The organism is Scytonema hofmannii PCC 7110, assembly GCF_000346485.2.
Classification (GTDB): domain Bacteria; phylum Cyanobacteriota; class Cyanobacteriia; order Cyanobacteriales; family Nostocaceae; genus Scytonema; species Scytonema hofmannii.
Genome location: NZ_KQ976354.1, coordinates 11,129,798 through 11,156,377, shown reverse-complemented (window position 1 = coordinate 11,156,377; position 26,580 = coordinate 11,129,798). Strand labels below are relative to the sequence as shown.

Below are 26,580 nucleotides of genomic sequence, written 5' to 3'. Positions count from 1 at the left end.
TCACTGGTCACTGATCGCTGGTCACTGAACGACGATTTGCCAAAGGACAACGTTGAACAGTATCTGATGCCTGTTGCCTACCCCTCAATTGACGTATTCCAACCTCCAGTTCGCTCAGCTTTTCCTGCATGGCACAATACTGTACTTGTACTGCAGTCAGTTTTTCTGTCGTAACTCGCTTCTTCTCATCCATCTGCCGTAATTCTACTTGAGAGAGTTTGAGTTTTTCTTCAGAGGTGCGGACTTCGCTTTGCAGTGCGACTATCTTCTGTTGCAAGGTTTTGACCTCAGTTTGAGAGGCGCTTAGCTTGGTCTCGTTGGTTTTAATTTCCCCTCGTATGGCGACCAATTTCTGTTCTAGTGTTTTTACTTCAGATTGAGATGCTGTTAACTTAGCCTCGCTGGTTTTTATTTCCTCGCGCACAGCAACCAATCTTTGTTCTATTTTCCTCGTCTCGACCTGAGAGATTTTTAGCTGTTCTTCGGAGGTGCTGACTTGTCCACGCACGGCAATTAATCTCTGTTCTAGTGTACGTAATTCCGCATTGGAGGTTTTTAGCTGATCTTCGTTGGTTTTAATTTCTCCACGCACGGCAACTAATCTCTGTTGAAGTGTGTCTACCTCAATTGTGGAAGTTTTTAACTTATCTTCAGAAGTTTTAATCTCACCTTTGAGAAAAGCCAACCTTTCTTCAGATTTAACCACGGCTATTTGGGAGACTTTGAGCTTCTCTTCTGATTTTGTGATGTCCCCACGCAGTGCTACCAATCTTTGTTCAAATTTACCCGCGTCGGCTTGAGAGATTTTTAGTTTTTCTTCTGCTTGACGAATCTCGCTTTGCAGAGCAATTAATTGGGTTTGAGAAACTTTTAATTTAGCTTCTGATGCACTGACTTCATTTTTAATGGCGATTAGTCTAGTTTCAGATGTCCTAACCTCAGCTTGAGATAATTTTACTTTGTCTTCAGCTACACGAACTTCATTTTGTAATGCTGTTAATCGAGCTTCCGATGCTTGAAATTTTGAATCTGATTCGCGCACTTGGTTTTGCACTAAAGCCAATCTCGCTTCAGATGTCTTTACTGCTTCTTGAGAGACTTTTAATTTATCCTCTTGATTGCGAACTTCTCTTTGAAGTTGAATAATAGACTGCTGTGATGTCTGGCTTTGATTTCCAATGAGTTGTCCTTGATTTTCCGAGCCATTAAAGTTTTTGAGGGCTACAATTAAGCCAGCAATTTCTAAATCATCTGGTTTGATGGTGGATGCATTCTCTAAAGCAGAAATTGCTTCTTGGCGACGATTCAAGCGATACAGGGTAAGTCCTTTACCATTCCAGGCTTGATAGTCTTGAGAGTCAATTTGAAGTGCTTTGTTATATGATGTCAGCGCTTCTTGGTATTTACCTGTGTGATATAATGCATTGCTGCGATATGTCCAAATTGCAGCCATGTTAGGATTCATTTTAGCAATTTGGTCGCAATAGGCGATCGCCTCATCATAACGTTTCAAGTCATTTATGAGAACTTGAGCAATTTTCTTAGGTAATATATTTTTGACCAGCGACACTTCCAACTCAGATTGAGGACGGATTTTGAGTGCTTGCTTCCAACTATTAAGTGCTAATTCGTAACGCTGCAATTCATAAAGAGTGTTGCCTTTCTCAACTATGGCTAATAAATAATTTGGATTGAGTTTGATTGCTTGTTCGTAAGCTGCGATCGCTCGATTGTAATTGCCAAAATTGTTACTGTAGGTATACCCTAGCAAGTACCAAGCCAGAAAATTATCTGGTTTAATTTTCACAACCTCTTCTAAGACTTGAAGCGCTTGTTTATAATCTCCAGTTCCTCTTAAAGCACTCGCTTCTTTAAACAAATCATCAACTTTAATTCCTTGGGCAATTCGTTTCTGAGAAAAATAATAATTATCAAAATGGGGTGGCTGTGCAATTGCGCGATCGCTAGTGCTAGCAATAGCTGTAGTGACTAAAGTACTCAATGCTAAGAGAAATAAACTATAATTTTTCATAGTTAATAAATTAAATTAGTTACGTGCTATCCCAAAATAACTATCCCTTTAAATAGCAACCTGAGTAGAATCCCGTAAATACTTCAGAATTTTTATCTAGCAATCCAGTTTGATTGTTGAAATCCTCTTTTTCTTCCCTCCGCGATCTCTGCTTCTGGTGTGGTTTATTAAATTTTTATAATTCAAATAAACATAGGATTGAAAACCGGGAGCATCCACTTTTGGCAGAGCGACTTTTTTAGACAAACGATATAGTCTGGGTTCTGGGCTTTATGCTGAATACCAGCGAGTGGATGTTATCCACCCGTCGAGCCAGTTGGAACTGAAGCCTTGGGGACTAAAGGAGTTCGTGATACTCGACTTAAACGGCAATGCCATTCACTTTGCTGAAAGAGTTGACTAAGGAGTTACCGTTTTGAAAACCTACTTTGAGTAAGGATTTTAAATTTTCTGTGGCATTTTGTTGCAGCGTAACTATTTTCTTCCCTACATTGACATTCACTCAATCTCTAGAAAAACCGTCCTGCTTTGTTGGCTGAAATCCTTGTCTAGAAGGAATTTTGCGCTTAGCGTACAATTAGTCCGTTTTGGCACGGTGACCCCTAATATTCCCCAAGCAGCAAATGTTGAGACATCCAACCAGTCTATAAAGCAGAAAAATTTAGAAGATTGAACAGATTTTTTAATCACAAAAGTAAAATCAGAAACACGCTTACTAAAATTGATAACTCTTGACTTTAAACAGCCGCATCCCGTTAGCGGTTACAAGTAAGAAGGTTCCCATATCTGCCAAAACAGCAACTGCTAAACCCATGAAAACATTACTGCTCCAAGACGACTCCAACTGCCTTACCATTATTAACAACTGGCGTAGTTCGCTTTGGCAGCAAAATCCGGCCAAACTTAGCATATAACGCTGGTAAAACTACCAGTGTTAATGCTGTAGAAGTAAACAACCCACCCAACACCACTATTGACAGTGGTTGCAGAATTTCCTTTCCAGGACCACTCTCAATGACCAGAGGTGCTAATCCTAAAGCCGAGGTAAACGCTGTCATCAAAATGGCGTTAAGCCGTTCCATTGAACCTTTGATTAACACTTCTTTAAGTGGCATACCTTCAGCATATTTGGTGCTGTAATTATCTACTAACAGCAACCCATTACGGGTAGCCACTCCAAATAGGGTGACAAAGCCCACCAAAGAGGCGATTGAAATAATGCCGCCAGTCAAAGCCACCGAAAAGACTCCCCCTACTAATGCCAAAGGCAAGTTAATCATAATCATCACGGTAGAAGGGATAGATTTGACGGAAAGGTACATAATGACAGTAATGGCGACAAGGGCGATGGCACTGAAAATTAAAATATTCTGAGTGGCTCGTTCTTGCGCCTCGAATTGCCCCGCGTACTGAATGTAGTAACCAGCAGGCATTTGTACTTGTTGATTAACTTTGTCTCGAATCTCATTGACAATAGAGCGTAAATCTCTGCCCTTAGCATTAGCAGAAACAACAATCAAGCGGGATACATTTTCTCGGTTGATAGTGTTGGGACCAGTCCCATTTTCTATTGTGGCAACTTGTGCTAGAGGAATCTTTTGAGCGTTAGGAGTATCAACTAACAAATTACGAACGGTATCCAAGTTTTGACGTGCATCTGGCTGTAACCACACAACGAGATCGAAAGTTTGTTGTTTCTCCAAGACTTGGGAAACCACTCGTCCATTGAGGGCTGTTTCAATAATTTCGGAAAGTTTTCCGACTGTCAAACCATAGCGAGCCGCAGCAGAACGGTTGAACTTAATTTGTATCTGTTCTACTGGAACTTGGGGTTCAAGTTGCAAATCTACAATACCATTAACGGTTTTCATCACCGCATCCACTTGAGAGCCAATGGTGCGGAGTTGTTCTAAGTCAGGACCGAAAATTTTGACGGCAATAGCACTCCTAACCCCAGACAACACCTCATCCATCCGGTGAGAAATAAAACCCCCAATATTTGGTGCTACCCCTGGTAACTTAGCAAATTCGGAGCGCAGCTTCTCGATAGTCTCTTCCCTATCCTTCAAACCTTCGTCGCTCAACTCAATATCCAAATGTCCCAAATTTACCCCCGCTGCATCCGCATCTCCTGGCGCACGTCCGGAACGCAACTGTACATAGGGAAATCTCTTGTCTCCCTTAAGCGCCTGCTGAAGCGCCTCACCTGCAGCATTGGTAGTTTCCAATGATACACCAGGATAAAGAGTTAGGGTATTAACCAAAGTTTGCTCCTGAAACTCTGGTAAAAACACTCTGCCAAAAGAAGGAACAATTACCATTGCGGCTATGAGACTAGCAGCAGCTACGACTATTATAATTCCAGAAAACCGCAGAGACAATTTTAACAGGGGCTGATAAAGTCCCTTAAAAAATCTTGCTACCCAAGGTTCGGTTTCTGGCAAGTGACCGTAAGGCAATAAAATGGCACATAAAGCCGGAGTCACAGTTAATGCTGTCAAACTAGAAGCAATAACTGCCGCCATGTAGCCCAACCCCATAGGAATAAAAATGCTACCCTCTACACCAGTCAACGCAAAAACTGGTGAGAAAACAACTATAGTAATTATCGTAGCTCCAAACACCGAATCGCGTACCTCTTGACAGCCGTCAAATACCACATCTAAAACGGGACGTGGATTGAGAGAGTGCTTATTTTCTCGCAGATTCCGATAGACATTTTCAGCATCAACAATTGCATCATCAACTGCAGAACCAATTGCCACTGCCAATCCTCCCAAGGTCATAGTATTTAAACCTTGTCCTAACCAATTGAGTAGTAAGACTCCTATCAGCAAAGATAAAGGAAGGGCAGTTAAACAAATAGCCAAGTTGCGCCAATTCATCAAAAAGGGAATCAAAATAAGGGCAACAATAATACTACCTTCAACTAAAGCTTCTCTAACATTCTCAATCGAAGAATCAATATAGCTTTCTTGCCGAAAGGTAGGATGTACCTTAACATCTTTGGGTAAGCCTGCTCTCACTTCTGACATCGCTGCTTCTATCGCACGGGTGACAGTAGGAGTATCGGCTTGAGGCTGTTTATTAATCATGACAATAATTGCCTTTTCACCGTTAAAACTGCCATCACCTCGTTTAACACCTGCTCCAATTTGCACATTTGCAACATCAGATATTTTCACAGGAGTCCCATTACGGGCAGTAATCACTGATTGCTGTAATTCTTCAATAGACTCAATCCGTCCAATACCCCGAATTAACTTTTCTCGGTCAGGAGTGATTAAATAGCCACCAGGAGCGTTAACATTGGCAGCTGAGGCTGCTTCTACAATATTTTCTAAAGTGACATTAAAAGCTTTTAGTTTTTCTGGATCGACTAATACTTGATATTGACGAACATCCCCACCATAGGCTATTACCTGACTCACACCAGGGACAGCCAAAATACGGTTTGTCACCTGCCAATCAACTATGCGCCGCACTTCCATTAAAGGTGTACTAGAAGAAGTGAAGGCATATTGCAATACAGTACCGATAGGAGAGCTAGTAGGGGAAATTTGCGGTGTTTCCACCCCGGATGGAAGCTTACTTTGAGCTTGTTGCAATCGCTCTGTTACCAACTGGCGAGCTTGATAGATATCAGTGCCCCAGTTAAAAATAACTTTGACAACGGAGATTCCCGATGCACTCGAAGAACGTACTGCTTGTATACCGGGAGTACCGTTAATGGAACTTTCAATTGGTAAAGTCACCAGAGATTCTACTTCCTCGGGAGCGAGTCCTGGCGCTTCAGTTTGAATTTCAACTTGAGGCGGTGCAAAGCTAGGAAAGACATCCAAAGGCATTTGGATAATTGTACGAAATATCCAAATAGTAACGATAACTGTACCCAGGATGACTAGCCAACGACGAGCGATCGCCCATTTGATGATGGAACTGAGCATTTTTAGTCTTGAGTATTTTTACTGATAATTGTAACTTTTGGCTCTTGATGGGGGACGCAGTGGTTGTCATTCCATGCTGGCGATTGGGTGGGAAGTTCTTCTAATGAGAAGGTAAATTCTGCTGATGGTTGAAGCTGAGATTTTTTGCGACGACCAGACCAGAGAGCACCAGCCATGAAAGCCACAGTCGCTAGTGCAGCTGAGCCACCTGCTGCCACCAGCCATAGCGGTACTGGCTCCTTGGGCGTTTTAGCTTCCGGAGCCTGTGAAGAAGCTTGCGGAGTTTGGGTGTGTTCATCTTCGTTTGCACTGCTACCGCCTCGCAAAGACTGAGCATAAAGTTGAGGCGCACGTTGAGTCACTACCATATCCCCCTCAAATAAGCCACTCTTCACCTCAACTATGTCTCCAGATGCTTGACCTAATGACACTTCTACAGGCTGAAAAGCATCACCATTTTGCACGTAAACCTGTTTCTTGCCATTTGCCTCAACTATAGCCGCACTAGGAATAGCTAATGTAGCTGTTGATGTTTGATTTGTCAAAACTTCTAGTTCAGCAAACATCCCAGGCTTGAGAACTCCACCGGGGTTATTTATTTCGGCTTTCACAGGAACTACCCGTGTTTCACCTTCTACCACTGACCCAACCACGGCAATTCTTCCAGTGAAGGTGCGATTAGGCACAGAAGTCACTTTAACGCTGACCCGTTGACCCGTCTTCACCTTTCCCAAATCTTTTTCATAAATATTTGCTGTGGCATATACCCGACTGTCATTCACAATAGTCATCAGCTTGCCACCCGCATCCTCAAAGGATTGACCAATTGTAACTTCCCTATCAGCAACCTTCCCAGAAATGGGAGCCGTCACCGTCACCAGTCCCTTAGCATTAGCACGATTTCCTAATTGTTGCAGCCGTGTTTGATAAGCAGTATTACTGAGTTGGATACGCGATCTGGCTACATCAACAGCTGCTTGGGCACGTTTTAGCTGATTTTCTGCCGCGATAACGTCTCGACGACTCGACATTTTGACCAGTTCAGCTTTGGCTTGTGCTAGCTGGGTTTGGGATTCCAAGGCATCGCGACGCGGGAGAGCGCCAGCATCAGCTAACTGCTTGTCTTTGTCATACTTTTCTTGAGCAAAGTCTACTTGGCTTTGTGCTTGAGCAATTTCAGCTGTAGCTATTCCTTGATACTTCTGGTAGTTTTGCTGAGCGAGCCTTAAGTCAGCTTGCGCTTGCTGCAAATCAGCTTGACCTTGTGCCAGTTTTTCCTGAGATTCAACGCGCAGTGTTACTAGATCGGGGCTAGTCACAACGGCAACAGGCTGACCTTGTTTTACTGATGCGCCTGGTTCTACCAACAACTCAACCACTTTCGCCCCAGAAATAGGGGTAGTGACTTCCACGAGTTGGCTGGGCAAAGTTTCAATCTGTCCTGTAGTTTTAATGCCAACAGCTAAGGGCTGACGTTTGACTGGCTCAACTAGTATTCCTAACCGTTTCGCGGTTTGAGCATCTACCTTAATAGAGCTAGTTGCTGGAGCGGCTTCACGAACTCCTTGAAACTCGTTCCCGTGTCCGCCGTGGGCTAAAACAGATGCGGGACTAGCAAATAACAAAAGCGAAAGAAGTGTTCCAGAAATATAATGAATGTTTGTAGATAGTTTGGAATCAGAGTCAGACATTGTGCTTCAGTAGTTCTTGAGTACTGAGGAAAGGGAATTGGGAGCGCACCTTTGTGCTTTTAAGCATTGAGAATGCACTTCTTCCCCAGTTTTGCATTTAGAAATGAAATTGAGATGAAATTGCACTCAGGACAGGCAGGTCTCTCGATTTTACCCAGTGCAAACAACGCGATTAAATCCCCTTTCTTCAGATAGGGGAGAGGTCAATGTTTATACCAAGCTTGTCGCCATTGCGACATTTGGTCAATCTCTTTTTGCTGTGAAGCTATAATCTCCGCCGCCAATTGCTTGATTTCACGACGCTTAGACTTATTTAAGGCATCTTTAGCCATTTCCACAGCGCCTTCATGATGGACAATCATGGCATTCATAAAGCGCAGGTCGAACTCAGCATTGGCTGGTCCTAAATCCTCATCCATTGCCATACTTTTTTGTTGTTCTTTTGACATGGGTACGACAGATTTACCTTCACCACCATAAGCAACAGGCTCTGCACTTGCTTTGGGATACCAAGCTTGTCTCCAGTTTCGCAACAGCTCGTTTTCTTCTTTGCTTTGAGTCACAATGATGTTGCGTGCCAGACTTTTAATCTCAGGGCGTTGAGATTTTGGCTCGGCTTCTTTCGCCATCGCGATCGCCCCCTGGTGATGCAACCTCATTGCATCAATGAACCGCAAATCATAGTTAGTATCAGACGGACCTAGATCCATGTTGTGACTCATACCACCGCCATGATACATACCACCGTGGTTCATTTGCTTGTCACTAGCTTCAGTTACGTTGTTTGGGGCTTGGGTTTCGTTTTGGGAGGCAGTTGTAGAACAGGCTGTCAGAACACCGCCTGTTAAAGATGCGAGTGCTACAAAGCTTAACGCAAAAAATCCAGTTTTCCAAGAAATAGATTGCATAACCAAGTACTCACCTAAAATTACCATGCAAAGTTTTCTTCTACTATTCTGAAATCTCCAGCTAGCTGGAGTGTCAAGTGTCAACTTCTTGTCCAAGTAGCTGATTTTTGAGGCAAGATAGCAAATTTGCTACTTGACTCATAAAATTTCACTACTACATATTAAGTATTTCAAAGACAAATGAAATTTGGATGAAATGCTTGTATCTGGCTTGTACTTAAGCTGCCAGATAACGCCGTTCTACAGGTTGTTGAAAGCGATGAACTAATGCCCCTTTGATTTGGTATAAGTGCTGAATTGAAACAACAACTATACTAAAAACCGTTTAGAACTTGACTTTTCAATAATTGTCAAAATTCTTAGGAGCGCAAGGTCTTGCGCCCCTACAAATCCTATGGTTCATTTATATAAAAATTGTTGTGAAACCATCCTGAAAAAGAACAGTTCTTAGCCGTTCACAGTATAAGAGGAAAACAGATGTCGAACAGCAACACCGTAAGACAAAGTTTGGTTTTAAACCCTACCTTTTCCAAGTCATGCACTAATTACAAATAGTTTTTCATCAAAAATCATATAGCGTTTCCTAGAGCATCGGTACAGTAGTCCCAAAAACCCGGTTTCTTTAAGTTGAGTCAACGAGATATCAAGCTTTGCAGGCGAAGAAACCGGGTTTTTTATTCCCGATTTTGATTAATGTACCAGTGCTCTAGGCTGCTGAGGTACAAATTTATCTGCGTCCATCCGCTACAGGCTGCGGTTAATTCAATATCCTGTACCTCACGAATGCGGGAATTGCTATAATTATTAACCCAGTTTCTAACAATGCTAAGGTTCCCTACATACACATATATGTTTTCATAAAAAATAAAATAAGTTTAAAATCCTTGTAATTCCTAATACAAATAAACAGTTATGCATAGAGAAATGAAATCCGGATGAAATGAATATCGTTCATGAGAAATAAATAATTATCACGTCATTAGGAAGACGCAAGCGCACTAATTAGTTCTTAATGTAAGGGCGAAGAGGTATAAATGCTGCCTCTTGTACAACTAATGTCTTTTAGTAGGAGTTAAATTATGGCAGTATCTAAATCGCACCAATCCCTGCTTGAAACTTGCATTCAGAATTGTTTTGATTGCTTGCGTGATTGCGAAAATTGTGCTGATGCCTGCTTAAGTGGCCATATGGTACAGATGATGGCTCAGTGTATCAAGCTGTGCCGAGATTGCGCTGACACTTGCGCTCTATGCGCCCGTTTTATGTCTCGCAATTCGGCTCTCCATGCTCAAATGTGTAAGATCTGTGCTGAAGCTTGCGATCGCTGTGCGGCTGAGTGTGAGAAGTATGACCACGACCACTGCAAACGCTGCGCTACATCCTGCCGCCGTTGCGCCGAATCCTGTCGTCAAATGGCTGGAGCAATGGCATAAGTTGCGCTTGCAGGCTTCAACTGTGATGAAGTAAGAAGATAAGATTGAAAGCTTAAGGGGCACGTCATTACCGTGCCCTTTGTCGTACAAGTTTGTGATAGTGAAGCCCGGTGAGGGAAAATTCTAGTTTTCCTTCTGCAAAAACCAACTATTCTTTAAGGTGATAAGCAATTGCAACCCATTCATCCAATTGTTCGCGATCGATCGCTTCAAATCCAACTTCTGTAAAGGTTTTCGTCACTGCATTCTCGTAATCGGTGTCAAAACCGGACGCAATCAAGAGACCGGATTGTGTTCCATCCCAACGCAAAGCTTGCCGAAAATCTGGGGCAAGGGTAATGTGTATCCGTGCTAGGATATTCGCGGTAATCAGGTCAAAGGTTTGTGTTTCCTGAATAGTAGACACATTATCAATAGTACCTATGCCCATCCAATGCCCCAATTCACTACCACGTCCCAGGCTTCCTCTCATAACTGTGACCTGTTGCTCTACGCTATTACGATTGACAGCATCTTGAGTGGATTGCACGGCAATACTGTCGTTATCGACTGCCAAAACGTATGCTCCAAGTTTTGCCATGGCAATACTCAAAATTCCCGAACCAGAACCAAGATCGAGAACATTCATCTTGGGGACTACATGGCGTTCGAGGAGTCGCAGATTAAGAATTGTTGTTGGATGTAAACCACTGCCGAATGCAAGATTTGTTTTGAGCCGTAAGACAATTTCGTCAGATGCGCGTTCGTAAGGGACTTCGGGAGTTAGGACGACAAAGCGTTGACCAATACGGTGAATTATAGGGTTAATTCCTCCCCTCTGAGGTTTTTTTTCCACAAAAGCCTCTTGAAGAGGACTGCATAGTCCAGCCCGTTGCAAGGATAAGAGCGAGTTAGCAATTTCTTCTATATATATATCGCTAGATACGTAGAGACGGATTGTAAACGCCCATTGGGGTTGTGTGACATCTGAATTAATTGGGAAGTTTGCATCTAAATTAGTATATTTATCTACATAAATATCATCTGTGTAGCGAGTTGCAGCTAGCAGTGTACAAACCCAATCAACAGCCTCATGCGTGATGTTGAGGCTTAGTTCTACCCACGACATATTTTTTATCTTTTGTTTTAACTCATGCCCTATGATAACAAGAGTGTATGAAATCCTTGGTTAAGGTTGCAAACCGAGCGGCAGTTGACTGTGTTGGATGGCAAATCATCTTAATGAACGGGGAGATAGCTTTTTATGCTGTGCGTGGATGATTTACTGAAACTAGACGCTTTTCGACAGCTTCCACCAAAGCAATTGGAATGGGTATGCGATCGCGTCGAACCCATCGATTTGCGTCAGGGAGAAACCCTCATTCATGAAGGTGATGCTACTGACAGTACCACAGGCGTGTTTATCTTAGCTAAGGGAAGAATAAGCATTACTCGTGTGAGCGATCGCGTTGAAATGCCAATCGGTCAGCACAGTGCTCCTAATTTTTTTGGAGAAGTCTCGGTGTTGACAGAAGAACCGATGGCAGTGACTATGCGAGCAATAATAGATTGTAAGCTGTATAAACTGGCGGCGGCTGACTTCCTCTCCCTGCTACATAAATGTCGCGATTTTGAACGAGTTGTCTTTCGTACTGTTGAACGACGCCTGAGAGGTTTGGAGTCTTTTATTCGCACTCGTGAAAAGATGGCTGCATTGGGAACTCTAGCAGCAGGATTGGCTCATGAAATTAATAATCCAGCCGCCGCCCTAGTGCGATCGCTCAATGGGATGATTCCAGCAGTCCGAGAACTAGAGCGGATGAACTTTATCTACGGACAACAGCGTGTAGATTCCGAACATACTCAGCAATGGTTAGAAGTGAGAGATGCTGGAGTCGAGTCTATTGTCAACGATTTGGTTGACCCCATTATGCTAAGCGATCGCGAGGATGAACTTTTAGAATGGCTGGAAAACTATGGAGTTGAGCAAGCGTGGAAACTAGCAACACCCCTAGCATCAGCAGGTATCAAGATAGAAATACTTGAGGAACTGACCCAACCTTGGCGAAATACCACCACAGAACTACGGGATTTGGGAATTCGCTGGCTAGCACTATCATTTGAGGTGACATCTATGATACGTAGCGGATTGCGCGGAGCCGAAAGGATTGATACATTGGTAAACGCAATGAAATCCTACACCTATCTTGACCGAGGCGCACAACAAATCATCGATATTCATGAAGGAATAGAAGATACATTACAGTTGTTCTCCCACAAACTAAAAGAAGGGATCGCAGTCAAGTGTTCTTACGATCCATCCCTTCCCAAAATCTCCGCTTATGGCAGTGAATTAAACCAAGTTTGGACAAATCTAATCGACAACGCCATAGATGCAATGAACGGTCGAGGTATTTTAGAAATCAAAACTTTATCTAAAGGACATCGTGTCCTAGTTGAAATTATCGACTCAGGTTCAGGCATTCCTGCGGACATACAATCCCGCATCTTTGAGCCATTCTTTACAACTAAACCCGTAGGTAAAGGGTCAGGTCTGGGTTTGGAAACCTCTAGACGAATTGTGGAAAATCGGCATCATGGAAATATTTTGGTTGAGTCCGTACCTGGAAAAACCTGCTTTATTGTCTGCTTGCCTATCGATAAAAATTAGCACTCCATTTATTTCAGCCTTTCATGCCAAAAATTGCGTTCGCCTATGCCTTTAACATCGCCGCAGGCTAGTGAACCTCTTCACACTTGCATGGGAAAATCTGTTAGGTTAATTGACCAATTCATCCAACAGATTGCTTCCTTTGCAGAATTTATATTAGGTGGTACTCTTAGTAAATGAATTTGTTTCGTACTTGGGCAAATCATCTTTAAGAAATAAAGAGGTTCAACACCTAACCCTTCATCAATACCTAGTAACACATAATCTTTCCATAAATCCAATTCAACTGCTTTTAATTCCTCACAAATACGAGCATAACCAATACCTTGAATAAGTACGTGTCGCAATTTGGCACTCTCTTCTTCTAAAATCCATTCCGATTGCCATTTTTGCGGCAAAGATAGACCGTATTTCTCCGGTATAATTACACCATGATAGGCATAGACGCTATAGCCGTCACTAAATTGAATAGCTGGTTCGGCTTCGGCATGAAGCCGATTTTGGTTATCAAAGGAAATTTTTGTGGGGCGATCGCAAATAATTGCTACACTTTCAGAGCCAAAAATTAAGCCACAATTTTCAGCTACGTCTTGCATAATATACCAATACTCTGCTGGATAAGCACAATTCAAAACGGAAATACAAAAATCAAACAAACAGCTATAAGCTAACCAATATTTTGTTTCAAACGTTTCATATCCATCAACTCTATATAAATGATTTTTAATCAAAGATTCAAGTGGAAAATATAAATTTATTAATAATGCGTGTTCATTGATACTACCGTGGAAAAGTTTTGCAGAAATGATGTGCCAAAGAGGATTTTCAATTTGATTTTGAAACTGACTTGATAAGTAGCTATATAGTTTTCCTCGTGGTTCTATCCATACCTGTAAACCAATAGACTCTATGGCAGCAGGGCTATCAAGAAATATAATTCTAGGTTTAGATAAACCATTTAATGCATATGCTTTATTTAATGATTTGGTAGCTTTTTTTCTATGAATTTTTTCTGTTGAAAATATAATTTTTTTCCATTTATCCAAATAGACTGAAATTAACGCTTCTTGTTTTGGAGCGATCTTGTCAATTTTTTGATTGGACATAACTAGGAAAAAACACTACTGTTCAACTCTAGCTTGAGCCATTTGCGATCGATCGATTGCGCAAGCCGTATCCAGCTTATCGCCTACTTACAATATGTTATGTTTACTTATAACCGCTTCTAACTTAGCAGAAATTTTATCAATCCTCTGCTTGATTTTTTCAGGGTCTATATTTTTCCAAATATCTGGACTCGTAGATTCTTTGGCATATTTCTTAGTATCAGACATGGCACACCTACAAATAATTGAACCGATACCTTATTCTTTACTCACCATCTTTACAAATTTTAATGATTTTAGTTTCTTTCTTTCGGTGTAAGTTTATTTTACACTTAGTTTTACTGTACACCTTATCAGTACAAGTTTAAACATCCAGCACAACATTCGAGGAAAGCTTTGCTAACGTAGGAAATGAACTGCAAACAAACTGAAGTGTAAAGGCTGTGCTGTCTGGTCAATCTCCATTTTTTATTGGTTGTGCTGTTTGGGCATACAAGGGTTGGGTAGGTGAACTTTACCCCCAAGGGACTCGTGCTGCTGACTTTTTACACTTGTATAGCAGGCGCTTTACCACTGTTGAAGGTAATACAACTTTCTACGCTGTACCTAACGCGGAAACTGTCACTCGTTGGGCTGCAGATACCCCTCCAGGTTTTGAGTTTTGCCTAAAATTGCCAAGAGATATCACTCATAAAGGTTTGCTACAACCCAATATCCCCACAGCTTTAAAGTTTTTTGAGGAAATGAGCCTTTTAGGTAAACACCTAGGACCTATCTTTGCCCAATTACCTCCGAGTTATTCACCCAAGTTAATTGATGACCTAGCTGCTTTTCTCGAAGCGTGGCAACAAACAGGAACTCGTTTAGCATTAGAAGTTAGGCATCAGGACTGGTTTGCAGAACCTCATACCAGTCATTTAATAGCACTGCTAGAAAAGCTGCATATAGGGAAAGTACTGCTAGACACGCGTCCTATCTATAGTGGAGAGGATGACCCTCAAATACAATCAGAACGGCGCAAACCCAAACTGCCAGTACAATTTAGCGTTACAGCGCCCTTTAGTTTAATTCGGTTTATTTCCCATCCCACCTTATCGGTCAATCAGCCGTTTATGGAGGAGTGGATGATTCAAATTAAACAGTGGCTTAAGCAAGGAACGCAAATTTATTTTTTTGTTCACTGTCCTGTAGAAGAGAAGTCACCCAGCACAGCACGTTACTTCCAAAAATTATTAGAACAAAATCAAGCAGAAGTTCCCTCTTTACCTTGGAATACTCTTGATAACGCCCCCAATCAACTGAGTTTGTGGTAATTGTGCTGTGAAAGTGATGGTTTTCTTATGTGGTTAAAGTATGGTGTAGATAAAAATGGAGCATTAGTCAGTATTGAAGATGTTCCTAAAGGGAAAACTCCGTTGCAGTGTCCCTATTGTGGTACAAGTCTCACAGCTAAAAAAGGAAAGATAAAAGAGCATCACTTTGCTCATTCCGAGGAAACCTGTCGTGCAGTTGCAGCTACTAACAGGGAGATACCCGTACTGCCTTTATACGAAAATTTTAATCTTCAGCTTTCAGGTAAGGAGTTTGATCGCTTAAAACTTCTTTGGCGGGAATTTGGCTCGAAGAATCAAATTATTATGAGAGAATTGATTTTTACCAGCTTTTTATATCGTGAATTAGTACAAGAAAAACCTGGGTTCAACCCTCCAGTTTATGAATTTACAAAATTGGGAAAAATTCCTTTTGGTGGTTTACCACCTGTACATTTTAATCAGGTGCAGGAACCACTTCTCTTAAAGAAGTTATCTGATTTAGAAGAAAAAACCGAGCGTGCTCAACTTATCAACTTGTCTAATTTACCGGAATTGCTTGTAGATTTACGAATATACCGCACTCAACTAAAAAGAATTTTATCTACAACTCTTTATTATTTAATAATTCAAGGTGATGATAAAATATTCCATAAAATTGGAGTGACACAGCGGTCTGTAGATGAACGAATTGAAGAGATACAACGCGATCTAAAAAAGTACTTTCAGACAGTGAATATACAAGTGCTAGGAAGTTGGGTACATCGAGGAAATGTAGAAAAATATTTCAAGCATCGCTACCAAGAGTTCAATCATCCCATAGGAACTCTAACAGAATACTACAACTTCAATACTGAGGATGCTAAAATTGTGCTGCGGGATTTACAACAAATGAAGCCAAAAGTGCTCAGTCAAGCTGAGTTAAATATTCTATATACACAGATTGAGTAGACAGAAATGACTAAAAAAAACTGACAGTGGTTATAAAGCTAACTGTAGTCGAGAACCGCCTGAAGTTCCTGAAGTCTGCGGTGGGGGAGCGTCAGAATGCGTTTGTATTTCCTGTAATGATAGTTGGATCACCAGTTATTTGCTTGAGTTAGAAAGAGCGTTAACTATGAGTGAGCTTCACCGGGTGGTTGGGTGAAACTTTGCCCTGGGGATGTGCGATCGCTCCTACGGACTCAAGACTTACCTAACCAACCGCATCGAAAGCTATTTTATACAGGTAATGCCTACCATATCGGGATAGTCAATGTAGTCCTGCCAGAACTCAAAGCCAAATTTCTGTATGCCTTCAGGACTGATTGTTGGTTGATGCCAGCAGATCTCTTTAAAACCAGCACTCATCAAGGCCCATTCATAAGTCGCTTTGCTGAGGTAGTAGTTGTCAAAACTGATACTGATAAACTCACCGTCATCAGGAATTGTTAATGTTAAAGTTATGGGAGTACCTTCCTTCAGCGACTGGGCACATTTTCTAGAAATGCCATATTTCTCATGTTTATGATAAAACTCTCTTGGCAGTTCTAAATTATTGTTCAAACCGACAAATCGATCACCAGGTTTGAGATGAATTGCTATGGCCTGACACATTTTGAGTAGTTGCTCTTTAGTTGAAGCGTAATTCAGCAAGTAGGAGGATACCACAATATCGAAGCTGCCAAGAGAACCAACTTCGGTGACATCACCGATGATATATTCAATTTTCTTGGGACCAGAGGCTTCTTCAAGTCTTGCCAGTTCTATCATTTTTGAGGAAATATCCACACCAACCAAACGTGCAGCGCCATTTAGCTTGAGCAATCGTGTGAAAAATCCTTCTCCACAAGCTAGATCGAGGATTGATTTCCCGGCAACATCTCCGATGAGATTTAAGTATGTATATGCCTCACCATACAAGCGATAAGGCAATTTGTTAAGTTTTTGAAACTGAAGAGCTATACTATCATACACATCTGCCATTTTTTTACCTCAGTTGCAAGTTTTTTATCAAAGGATATCTGATACAGTTCGGTCTCGTTGTTTTAAATTACGATACACTTATTGACCAAGTTTAAACACTGCACTTCGAGTAGAAAAGCTATGAAATCAGAACTAGGATTCTTGGAGCGTCAAGCATTAACTGAGCAATTAGTACACTTATATCTTGTACCTGGAAATATGAATGTTAATTCTTTGACTAAGTAGGAAGGAACGCATTCGTTCAAGATGAAGTAAAATTGAAAACGTTAGGAAATCTGGCAAACAAGCCTGAACAGCAATATGTGCCGCTTGCCCCCAATCAGGTAATCATATTGAACGGTTTAATAATACAATGCGTCAAAGAATTTCTCATTTGGTTAGAAAGACCTACAAAATCTTGGTACTTACATCACGCCCAGGTGGACAGGATGTTGAAAACAGGTCATTAAGTTCTTAGCGTAGGTTTCTGAACGGATGCTCATTTCACCCCGTTACCAGAAAAAATGCTATGCAAAATACAGAGCATTTTTCAAACCTTAAAAATACATAATTTTTCGGCTTGAACATTTGCGATCCTGCCAATGAGCGTGGTTTATCTACTACCCGCCCTTCGCGCTCTTTGCGTCTTTGCGGTTAAAAATTATTTTTGAACCATAAAGGCACATTCGCGAAGCATCTGCCGTGGCAATTAGGATATATATGTTGACCCACTCTACTGAAACAACCTGTGGCTAATCAAGAAGAAATCGCCCTGTCTTTAGCGAGAACACCTTTATTTATTATTGCCCAAGAACTCAAAGCACGACTCACCAGCTTTGGTGGTTGGGAAATGCCCGTACAGTTTGCTGGTATTAGTAAAGAACATGAAGCGGTCAGAAATACAGCAGGAATGTTTGATATTTCCCACATGGGTAAGTTTATCCTGCAAGGCAAAAACCTCATTACGCAACTCCAGCATTTAGTTCCTTCAGACTTAAGCCGTTTGCAACCCGGTCAAGCACAATATACTGTTTTGTTAAACCCCCAAGGTGGTATCATCGACGACATTATTGTTTATTACCAAAGTGAAGATTCAACTGGAGGACAACGAGGACTTATAATTGTTAACGCTGCCACTACCAGCAAAGATAAAACATGGTTCCTGCAACACCTAAACTCAGATGAGCTTGTTTTCCAAGACCTTTCACCCGAAAAAGTCTTAATTGCCTTACAAGGACCGCAAGCTGTGAGTTTGCTGCAATCATTTGTTGACAAAGACATTACCCAGGTTAAGGCATTTGGACACTTAGAGGCAACAGTATTTGGTAAGACCGCATTCCTTGCCCGTACTGGTTATACTGGGGAAGATGGATTTGAAGTCATGGTAGATCCAGATGCGGGAGTAGAGTTGTGGCGCAGCCTGCTTAATGCTGGTGTTATTCCTTGCGGATTGGGTGCGAGAGACACCCTTCGCCTTGAGGCTGCAATGGCACTTTACGGACAAGATATTGATGACACCACCACGCCTTTAGAAGCTGGTTTAGGCTGGCTGGTACATCTTGATAAAAAAGAAGACTTTATTGGTCGGTCAGTCTTGGAACAGCAAAAAGCTAGCGGAGTGCAACGCCGATTAGTTGGTTTGCGAATGCAAGGACGCAATATTGCCCGTCATGGATACCAAGTGCTCTCTCAAGGCGCAGTCGTTGGAGAAGTCACAAGTGGTACACTATCACCTACGCTTGGCTATCCTATTGCTCTTGCCTATGTTCCCACGGAACTTGCAACCGTTGGTCAGCACCTAGAAGTAGAAATTCGGGGCAAAGCCTACCCTGGGGTTGTCGTTAAGAAACCTTTTTACCGTTCAAAAAATCGTGTCATGAGTGGTAATGGATAAGTGCTAATTGCTAATTGCTAATTGTGTCTTTACTATTAGCTATTAGCTATAAGCGATTAGCCATTAGCTGTGTTAATTTTTTGATGTGGATGAGGAAGTGATATGTCTTTGGAATATCCTGAGAATTTAAGATACCTAGATACCCATGAATACGTGCGTCTAGATGGAGAAATCGCCACCGTTGGCATTAGTGCCTTTGCTGTGGATCAATTAGGCGACGTTGTGTTTTTGGAACTCCCAGAAATTGGTGATGTTGTGACCAAAGGAGAACGCTTTGGCTCAATCGAGTCAGTGAAAGCTGTTGAAGACCTAAATTCACCAGTGACTGGCACAGTTGTAGAACGCAATGAAATTTTAATTGAATCTCCCGAACAAGTGGCAGATGACCCTTATGGAGATGGTTGGTTGTTAAAAGTCCGCGCTGACGATCCCGAAGATATTGAGGACGCATTGACTGCAGAGGAGTATAGCGCCCAGGTAGAAGGGTAAGAGTTAGGGAGTGGGGAATAGGGAGTGGGGGTGAGGAGGTAGAATTCTCCCTACTCCCTACTCCCTACTCCCTACTCCCTAGCCCTGAATTTCGTTACAATTCGATAAACTAATCACATATACCTGACGTGTTAAATATACTTGTTGCAAAATATTAAGTATCGCGTCTAGAGAGAAATTTGTGATAAACTCCGAGTCTCGTGTTGAGTGTACTCTTCAACAACCGTTGGAGAACAAAAGTGAGAGGTTGAGCTTTCAAGCAAGGCACATTGGACCGTCATCCAATGATATTCAGCAAATGCTTGAGGTATTGGGCTACACATCCCTTGACGAGCTAATTAACAAAACAGTTCCACAAGGAATCCGGTTATCTCGCCCGTTAAAGTTACCAGAAGCACAAACTGAGTACGCAGCCCTCGTTACGTTAAAAGAAATAGCCTCAAAAAATCAAGTTTTCCGTTCATTCATTGGTACGGGATACTATGACTGTATTACACCTCCCGTAATTCAGCGCAATATCTTGGAAAACCCAGGTTGGTATACTGCATATACTCCCTATCAACCTGAAATTGCTCAAGGACGGCTAGAAGCACTGCTGAATTTCCAAACAATGATTATTGATTTAACCGGTTTGGAAATTGCGAATGCTTCATTACTTGATGAAGCGACAGCAGCAGCAGAAGCTATGAGTATGAGCTATGGTGTTTGCAAAAGTAAAGCAAATAGCTATTTTGTTTCTCAGGACTGTCATCCCCAAACGATAGATGTGTTGCAAACACGGGCAAATCCTTTGGGAATCAAGATTGTTGTGGGCGATCATCAAACCTTTGATTTTTCTGAACCCATTTTTGGTGCAATTCTTCAATATCCTGCAACTGATGGTAAAATCTACGATTACCGCGCTTTTGTAGAAAAAGCCCATGCTGAGGGAGCATTGGTAACGGTAGCCGCAGATCCATTGAGTTTGACTTTACTGACACCTCCAGGTGAATTTGGTGCTGATATCGCTATAGGCAGTACCCAGCGCTTCGGTATTCCTCTGGGCTATGGCGGACCTCATGCTGCTTACTTTGCTACTAAAGAAGAGTACAAGCGGCAAGTTCCAGGGAGAATTGTTGGTGTATCAAAAGATGCTGGGGGTAAACCTGCATTACGTCTTGCTTTACAAACTAGAGAACAGCATATCCGTCGTGAAAAAGCTACCAGTAATATCTGTACGGCACAAGTGTTACTAGCAGTGATGGCAGGTATGTATGCTGTGTATCACGGTCCGAGTGGGTTAAGAAAAATTGCTGCGAATGTCCACCAACTGACTGTAATGCTGGCGTTTGGGCTGAAGCAGTTGGGTTACAGCATTTCAAATGAGTCTTTCTTTGATACTTTGCGTGTCAATTTAGGAGAACGCAGTTTAGAGGAGATTTTAGCCGGTTGCGAAGCACAACGTATCAACATACGGATTTTTGATACAAGTAGTGTTGGTCTATCTTTAGACGAAACAACTACAGTCAAAGATTTAATTGTCCTCTGGAAAATATTTGCTCTCGGAAATGACTTACCCTTCACTCCAGAAGATCTAGCTTCTCCCCCTCTCCCCCTCTCCCCCTCTCTCCCCCTTCCCCGTACCACTAGCTACCTCTCTCATCCCATCTTTAACAGCTATCACTCAGAAACTGAGTTGCTACGCTACCTGCACAGGCTGGAAACTAAAGACTTGTCACTGACAACGTCGATGATTCCTTTGGGTTCGTGTACGATGAAGCTCAATGCAACATCTGAGATGATGCCTGTCTCATGGGCGGAATTTGGCAAGATACATCCTTTTGCGCCTCAGTCTCAAACACGGGGTTATCAAATCCTGTTTCAGCAGCTTGAGGAATGGTTGGGTGAAATTACTGGGTTTGCTGGGATTTCTTTGCAACCAAATGCTGGTTCTCAAGGTGAGTATGCGGGATTATTAGTGATTCGTCGCTATCATGAAAGTCGTGGGGAAGGGCATCGGAATGTCTGTTTAATTCCTCAGTCTGCACATGGCACAAACCCCGCCAGTGCTGTCATGTGTGGGATGAGAGTGGTTGCTGTTGCTTGTGATTCTGAGGGAAATGTCGATTTAGATGATTTGAAAGCTAAAGCGGAAAAGCACGGCCAGGAACTTTCAGCTTTGATGGTGACATATCCCTCAACTCATGGCGTGTTTGAGGAACAAATCCAGGAAATTTGCGCTGTGATTCATGCTAACGGCGGGCAAGTTTATATGGATGGGGCAAATATGAATGCCCAGGTAGGGCTTTGCCGTCCTGGAGATATCGGCGCGGATGTTTGTCACCTCAACCTGCACAAAACTTTCTGTATTCCTCACGGTGGTGGCGGTCCTGGTATGGGACCTATTGGCGTTGCTTCTCATTTAGTGCCTTTTCTTCCCGGACACGTAGTTGTAGGGCATGGCAAAGAAAATCAATACTTAGTTCCTAGTGCCCAATTCTCAGTGCCCAATTCCCAACGCGTGGGTGCTGTTTCTGCTGCACCTTGGGGTAGTGCTAGCATCTTGGTCATTTCTTGGATGTATATTGCTATGATGGGTACAGTCGGTTTGACGGAAGCAACTAAGGTGGCGATTCTTAATGCTAACTACATTGCTCGCAGGCTCGAAAGTTACTATCCTGTGCTTTATAAAGGGAAGAACAATCTGGTTGCTCATGAGTGCATTTTGGATTTGCGATCGCTGAAAAAATCTGCTTCCATAGAAATTGATGATATTGCCAAGCGTCTGATGGACTATGGGTTTCACGCACCCACTGTTTCGTGGCCTGTGGCCGGTACAATCATGGTAGAACCAACAGAAAGTGAATCTCAAGAAGAGTTAGATCGTTTCTGTGATGCACTTATTGCTATTCGTCAAGAAATTGCTGAAATTGAATCTGGCAAGATGGATATTCAAGATAATGTCTTGAAAAATGCACCTCATACGGCAGAGAGTCTTATTGTTGGAGAATGGAAGCATCCCTACTCGCGAGAACAAGCTGCATACCCCGCACCTTGGACTCGCGAACACAAATTCTGGCCTAGTGTAGGTCGCATTGATGCTGCTTTTGGTGACAGGAATTTTGTTTGTTCTTGTTTGCCAATGGATGCTTATTAGAGTTAGCTAGGTGTGTAAAGACGCGCCATGGCGCGTCTCTACAGATGGTTTATCTATACCGCCCTCTACTGGCTACTGCTTTGTCTTGAATTTTCAAATTTTCGGAAACTAGTACTGTAGACTTTTTCTGAATTTGTAATAATAAATTGTGAAAGCAAATTTCTGATTCTTGTAGATTGCCTAAGATAGAATCAAAACCCGAACCGAAAAAATTGTGTTCTTGTACTACCCAATAAGGAATTTTAAAATCTTTGACAACGTCTCTCTCTTCTTTTATATCGTAGTAAGCAGAAATACCAGTCAAACCACTAGAAATAAATAAGCTGTAACTATAATTGGAATGGAAATTAAATACGGATAGTCGAATATCAACTGGGAGAATAATTCCGCGATCGCTAGTTATACTTGTCGTCTCTAGAATACTATGGAATTGGCTTTTCTGATAAAGTTCATCTAAAGTTACGGGCAGTTCTAATTTTCCATAAAATTGATTGCCTAAAACGGCAAGCCCATATCCTGTTAACTGACCGGAAAATTTTATGGTAACAGCTTTTGATGGAGACGTTGGCAGTATCCCTGTTTCTAAGGCTGCATTAAAACCTGTTATTAACGATCTAAGTTTTTTAAGCAATTTCATCATTTTTTCTTAGCAATTTCAAAATTTGGTAAACAAATTATATATATTTAATTTTTAATCCAAAGATTGGGGAGCATCCCATTTTGGCACAAGCCTGCAAGAATAGAATTCTCTTGCTATACAAACAAAGCCAGCCTCCGCAGGCTTTGATGCATCAGTCCACGCAGGTGGACTTTGTTTGTATAGCCGCGATTTCAATTCTCTTGCGTGTTTTTTCTTCTGTTTCGTATATACTGACGTAAGTTTGTCATATATTCGATAAAATGATCATAAAATATCAGTACTAAAGTTCAAACCTTATATCAAGTTATCTTAAAAGTTCTAGAAAATTGCTTACGTAAATATACGGTCAGTATTTATCAAATTTTTGATTTTTAATAGTCAGAGGAAAAATAAGTGTCTACTTACGCAAATATCTACGCGATTGTACGTCAGATTCCCAGAGGTCGGGTTGCTACTTATGGTCAAGTGGCAGACTTAGCTCATCTATATGGCAAAGCCCGTTTGGTTGGATATGCTCTTTACCGAGTCGATATAAGCTTATCAAATGTTCCCTGGCATCGCGTAGTGAATGCTAAAGGTGAAATATCCCATTCCCCTCTACGACATGGAACTGATTACAGGCAACAATTACTTCTAGAAGAAGAAGGAATAAAATTTACTCCTGATGGAAAAATTAATCTGCGAGAGTATCTTTGGGAGACTCGTGAAATGTAGCAAGCCCTAAGTAAAACGGTAGATAAAAAGGGGCAATTGCCTTAGTTCCGTAGTTCCCAAAACCAAAAGCGATTCCCCCAATAGATAAAGTGTATGAGAAAGTCAGAATGCACCTATTACCTTGTTCTGAAAGACTATCCCTTAATCATCTCGCGCACTTTTTTCTGAAGCGCTGGATCTTGTCTGACGGCTGCTTCAATTTGATTAAAGCGTTCTGGTTGTAGCCCTTCGGTCTGCAATACCTGTTTCATTTTAGTCTCAGCTTGTTGTTGAATCTGCCTCAAATTTGTGAATGCCTTCTCAAACTGCTGCTTTTCTTGGGAACTGACTGCTTGTGTTGGTTGAGCAGAAGGGGTTTTCTGTGATTTATAAATCTCCATAAATCGTTGTTGACTTAAACCAGATTTAGTGATCGTCTGGGACATTTCCTGATTTGCATTCTGCTCAATACCTATCAACTGTTTTATTGTGCGTGCAAATTTTTGAAGTTCTTCTGAACTAACTTGGGTGTTGGTTGGAGTATTGGATGCTGGAGGCTGAGATTGAGGGGATGAGGATGGGGATACTGGTTTTGGTTGTGCTTGAACCGACAGGTTGCCGACAAGCAAGAAAAGAAAAATACAGCTACCTGTCAGAAGTTGCTTGAACACGTTGAGTTCCTCCTTAGAGAGATTACCTACCCCACATTAGAGAAGGTATTGGGCTTCTTGGACTAGCTCGTCAAGTTCCATCGATGCATCGGGGATATCCTAAGGCAGCACTTAAACAGCAACAGGTCTATTGACTGCTGTTGCTAGCTCGCGACTCAAGATATACCCTATCGTGGTACGGCTTCATACATATTAACGAAATAGAGTTAATGTTGACTGTGCAAAGTGGCACTTCACAATTTGACTGCTCTCGTAACAATCGCCAAAAGCCTTGGTAATATTTTAAAACTTGTGAAGTTGCTACTGTAGGCACTTGGGGTTCAATACTGCTCGGTTAACAAGATTTTTCATCAAGACAAGCACCTTTGTGCAGGGGAGGAAAGAATGGCTTATCCGAGTAGTATTGGAAGGGAGAGAAGTAGAAGGAGAACGAGAATTACTAATTACAGCATTGTTTAAATTCCAAATACCTGTACTAATCTTCACCTCAGCAGGTGCGTAATTTTCTCGATCTCCAGACTCAAATCCTTCTAAAATTGTGGCACTATTGGCTCTAAAAATAAAAAAGGACAGCAGTAATATTGCTCCCCCCATTACCTTGAAAGGTGGAACTAATTTAGACATATCAAACTGCATTTAATTAATGAATGAATTACTATTTAGCATATGAGTTGATGATTTATGGGTGGCGTTTACTTACTTTTACTTAATCTTCATCTTGAACCCACAACATACCAATGCGATCGCCACTAACAATAATGACTCCTGTATCAAAGGTTGATTCTGTAATCGAATTCCATTCACTCATTCCCGAAAAATTGTTTACAAATGATGCATTTGTAAAATATTTGCAATCTCCTGTAAACAGAGTTAACACTTTAGAAGAAAGTTGCTGAGCTTCTTGAGAAGACATAATTTCTACAGAATAAGCTAAATCTTTCGTCATAATAAAATTTATAATTTTTTCAGCTTCTTCTTGACTAATTTCTCTCCAACGCTCTCCCAGATTATGGCATCCTTGTTGACTAACGAATGAATCGATCAGTTCTATAACCTCATGAGAGGGTTCAATAGAGCGATTGGTTGGGTGTTCTGTTGAGTTATCGGGTATGATTTTTTTGATTTCAAATAGAACTTCTCCTTGATTGCGTTTGGCGAGCGCTTCTGTTTTCAATTCAACAATTTCCTGGGAGTTTTCAGTTTCTAAATTCATTTTTACAATGTTTATTTTTACTGCTAAAAACGATAATAACAGTTACTAGTAACTTCCAATTTTAAAAAAACATCAAAATTTTTTGTAGTGCGGGCATCCTGCCCGCGATTCATTGATGACGAGCATCCTGCCCGCGATTCATTGATGACGAGCATCCTGCCCGCGATTCATTGATGACGAGCATCCTGCCCGCGATTCATGAAAGAGAGATATTCTGCCCGCGATTCATGAAAGAGAGATATTCTGCCCGCGATTTATTAAGAGCAGGCAAGATGCCCGCACCACAAGATGTGTAATGGATTTTTGGAAAATCCCTACTTACAAATATTTATGCAATGAGTATAACTTTAGAGCGAGCTATACCTTCTCAAGACTTAATCAATTGTAACTTCTAACACCTTATTCTCTTTCTCCAGAAAAGCTGGGATTGTTTCTGATGAAAGATGAAGCAAAGTATTGCATGATATTAAAATAGGACGTGTTCGGTGCAGAACACAAAGGAATTAAAACAATGAATCTTATTGCTTGGGTTGTTTTGGGTCTTCTTGCTGGTGCGATCGCAAAAGCTATCTATCCCGGTTATCAAGGCGGTGGGATTTTAGCTACTTTACTTTTGGGAATTGTTGGTGCTTTAGTTGGCGGAACATTGGTTAACTTAGTGCAAACAGGAACTTTCACTCTAACTTCTGCAACGCTGAGTATTCCTGGTTTGTTTGTTGCTGTCTTAGGTGCAATTATTGCAATTTTCTTGTACTACCGATTTTCTCACAGAGCGCTCTAGAAATTTGCAAGTAGGTAAGGCTATGCCACACATAAAGCATAA

General features: G+C 41.6%; 22 protein-coding genes. 9 read left to right on the top strand and 13 right to left on the bottom strand.

All coding sequences use genetic code 11. The annotated features are described in order from the left end of the window. Window positions 1-7: 7 nt before the first annotated feature. From WA1_RS46940 to WA1_RS46925, 5 genes are all read right to left on the bottom strand, one after another. On the bottom strand, window positions 8-2,032 hold the full coding sequence (locus WA1_RS46940; RefSeq protein WP_017745008.1) for a tetratricopeptide repeat protein: 2,025 nt from the start codon (window positions 2,030-2,032) through the stop codon (window positions 8-10). A gap of 361 nt (window positions 2,033-2,393) precedes the next feature. Then, window positions 2,394-2,534: a hypothetical protein gene (locus WA1_RS57835; RefSeq protein WP_017745007.1), complete on the bottom strand. Its 141-nt coding sequence runs from the start codon at window positions 2,532-2,534 to the stop codon at window positions 2,394-2,396. Between the two features lie 319 nt (window positions 2,535-2,853). Continuing rightward, window positions 2,854-5,979 carry an efflux RND transporter permease subunit gene (locus tag WA1_RS46935; protein WP_017745005.1) on the bottom strand — a complete coding sequence of 1,042 codons (3,126 nt, stop codon included), beginning with the start codon at window positions 5,977-5,979 and terminating at the stop codon, window positions 2,854-2,856. Between the two features lie 2 nt (window positions 5,980-5,981). After that, the gene (locus WA1_RS46930) at window positions 5,982-7,670 is read right to left on the bottom strand and encodes an efflux RND transporter periplasmic adaptor subunit (RefSeq protein WP_017745004.1); all 1,689 of its coding nucleotides are present in this window, start codon (window positions 7,668-7,670) and stop codon (window positions 5,982-5,984) included. A gap of 203 nt (window positions 7,671-7,873) precedes the next feature. Then, window positions 7,874-8,578, bottom strand: coding sequence for a DUF305 domain-containing protein (locus tag WA1_RS46925; protein ID WP_201789176.1), 705 nt, complete (start codon window positions 8,576-8,578; stop codon window positions 7,874-7,876). A 1,079-nt stretch (window positions 8,579-9,657) separates the two neighbouring features. Here WA1_RS46925 and WA1_RS54225 point away from each other — a divergent pair. After that, entirely contained in the window at window positions 9,658-10,011 is a 354-nt protein-coding gene (locus WA1_RS54225) for a four-helix bundle copper-binding protein (protein ID WP_081403083.1), read from the top strand. 148 nt (window positions 10,012-10,159) lie between these two features. Here the strand turns inward: WA1_RS54225 and WA1_RS46915 are convergent, their stop codons facing one another. Beyond that, window positions 10,160-11,119: a 50S ribosomal protein L11 methyltransferase gene (locus WA1_RS46915; protein ID WP_017745001.1), complete on the bottom strand. Its 960-nt coding sequence runs from the start codon at window positions 11,117-11,119 to the stop codon at window positions 10,160-10,162. Window positions 11,120-11,254: 135 nt separating this feature from the next. Here WA1_RS46915 and WA1_RS46910 point away from each other — a divergent pair, with 135 nt between their 5' ends. Next, window positions 11,255-12,661: an ATP-binding protein gene (locus tag WA1_RS46910; RefSeq protein WP_017745000.1), complete on the top strand. Its 1,407-nt coding sequence runs from the start codon at window positions 11,255-11,257 to the stop codon at window positions 12,659-12,661. An 80-nt stretch (window positions 12,662-12,741) separates the two neighbouring features. On the opposite strand, the gene WA1_RS61035 is transcribed toward WA1_RS46910, so the two are convergent. Then, window positions 12,742-13,767, bottom strand: a complete 1,026-nt coding sequence (locus WA1_RS61035; protein ID WP_017744999.1) for a DUF6745 domain-containing protein — start codon at window positions 13,765-13,767, stop codon at window positions 12,742-12,744. 87 nt (window positions 13,768-13,854) lie between these two features. Continuing rightward, complete coding sequence (locus WA1_RS57830; RefSeq protein ID WP_017744998.1) at window positions 13,855-13,995, bottom strand: hypothetical protein; 141 nt, start codon at window positions 13,993-13,995, stop codon at window positions 13,855-13,857. Between the two features lie 215 nt (window positions 13,996-14,210). Between WA1_RS57830 and WA1_RS46900 the strand changes: the two genes are divergently transcribed. Next, the gene (locus tag WA1_RS46900) at window positions 14,211-15,080 is read left to right on the top strand and encodes a DUF72 domain-containing protein (RefSeq protein ID WP_017744997.1); all 870 of its coding nucleotides are present in this window, start codon (window positions 14,211-14,213) and stop codon (window positions 15,078-15,080) included. 27 nt (window positions 15,081-15,107) lie between these two features. Continuing rightward, window positions 15,108-16,028, top strand: a complete 921-nt coding sequence (locus tag WA1_RS46895; protein ID WP_017744996.1) for a GIY-YIG nuclease family protein — start codon at window positions 15,108-15,110, stop codon at window positions 16,026-16,028. Between the two features lie 264 nt (window positions 16,029-16,292). Here the strand turns inward: WA1_RS46895 and WA1_RS46890 are convergent, their stop codons facing one another. Then, window positions 16,293-17,042 (bottom strand): class I SAM-dependent methyltransferase, encoded by a 750-nt coding sequence (locus WA1_RS46890; protein WP_017744995.1) that lies wholly within the window; start codon window positions 17,040-17,042, stop codon window positions 16,293-16,295. A 727-nt stretch (window positions 17,043-17,769) separates the two neighbouring features. On the opposite strand from WA1_RS46890, the gene gcvT reads away from it, so the two are divergent. The 3 genes from gcvT (at window position 17,770) to gcvP (ending at window position 22,540) form a co-directional block, all read left to right on the top strand. Beyond that, on the top strand, window positions 17,770-18,915 hold the full coding sequence (gcvT, locus tag WA1_RS46885) for a glycine cleavage system aminomethyltransferase GcvT (RefSeq protein WP_017744994.1): 1,146 nt from the start codon (window positions 17,770-17,772) through the stop codon (window positions 18,913-18,915). Between the two features lie 102 nt (window positions 18,916-19,017). Continuing rightward, entirely contained in the window at window positions 19,018-19,404 is a 387-nt protein-coding gene (gene gcvH / locus WA1_RS46880) for a glycine cleavage system protein GcvH (protein WP_017744993.1), read from the top strand. 298 nt (window positions 19,405-19,702) lie between these two features. Next, complete coding sequence (gene gcvP, locus WA1_RS46875; RefSeq protein ID WP_419183635.1) at window positions 19,703-22,540, top strand: aminomethyl-transferring glycine dehydrogenase; 2,838 nt, start codon at window positions 19,703-19,705, stop codon at window positions 22,538-22,540. Between the two features lie 49 nt (window positions 22,541-22,589). Here the strand turns inward: gcvP and WA1_RS46870 are convergent, their stop codons facing one another. Further along, on the bottom strand, window positions 22,590-23,180 hold the full coding sequence (locus WA1_RS46870) for a hypothetical protein (RefSeq protein ID WP_148662906.1): 591 nt from the start codon (window positions 23,178-23,180) through the stop codon (window positions 22,590-22,592). 393 nt (window positions 23,181-23,573) lie between these two features. Between WA1_RS46870 and WA1_RS46865 the strand changes: the two genes are divergently transcribed. Next, window positions 23,574-23,894, top strand: coding sequence for an MGMT family protein (locus WA1_RS46865; RefSeq protein ID WP_017744990.1), 321 nt, complete (start codon window positions 23,574-23,576; stop codon window positions 23,892-23,894). A gap of 134 nt (window positions 23,895-24,028) precedes the next feature. Here WA1_RS46865 and WA1_RS46860 read toward each other — a convergent pair whose 3' ends face one another. From WA1_RS46860 to WA1_RS46850, 3 genes are all read right to left on the bottom strand, one after another. After that, window positions 24,029-24,544: a DUF4168 domain-containing protein gene (locus WA1_RS46860; RefSeq protein WP_017744989.1), complete on the bottom strand. Its 516-nt coding sequence runs from the start codon at window positions 24,542-24,544 to the stop codon at window positions 24,029-24,031. 300 nt (window positions 24,545-24,844) lie between these two features. Then, a complete protein-coding gene (locus tag WA1_RS46855) occupies window positions 24,845-25,168 on the bottom strand; it encodes a hypothetical protein (protein ID WP_017744988.1) in 324 nt (107 codons plus the stop codon). 82 nt (window positions 25,169-25,250) lie between these two features. Then, complete coding sequence (locus tag WA1_RS46850) at window positions 25,251-25,757, bottom strand: hypothetical protein (RefSeq protein ID WP_017744987.1); 507 nt, start codon at window positions 25,755-25,757, stop codon at window positions 25,251-25,253. A 511-nt stretch (window positions 25,758-26,268) separates the two neighbouring features. On the opposite strand from WA1_RS46850, the gene WA1_RS46845 reads away from it, so the two are divergent. Next, window positions 26,269-26,538, top strand: a complete 270-nt coding sequence (locus WA1_RS46845) for a GlsB/YeaQ/YmgE family stress response membrane protein (RefSeq protein WP_026134832.1) — start codon at window positions 26,269-26,271, stop codon at window positions 26,536-26,538. Window positions 26,539-26,580: the final 42 nt, after the last annotated feature.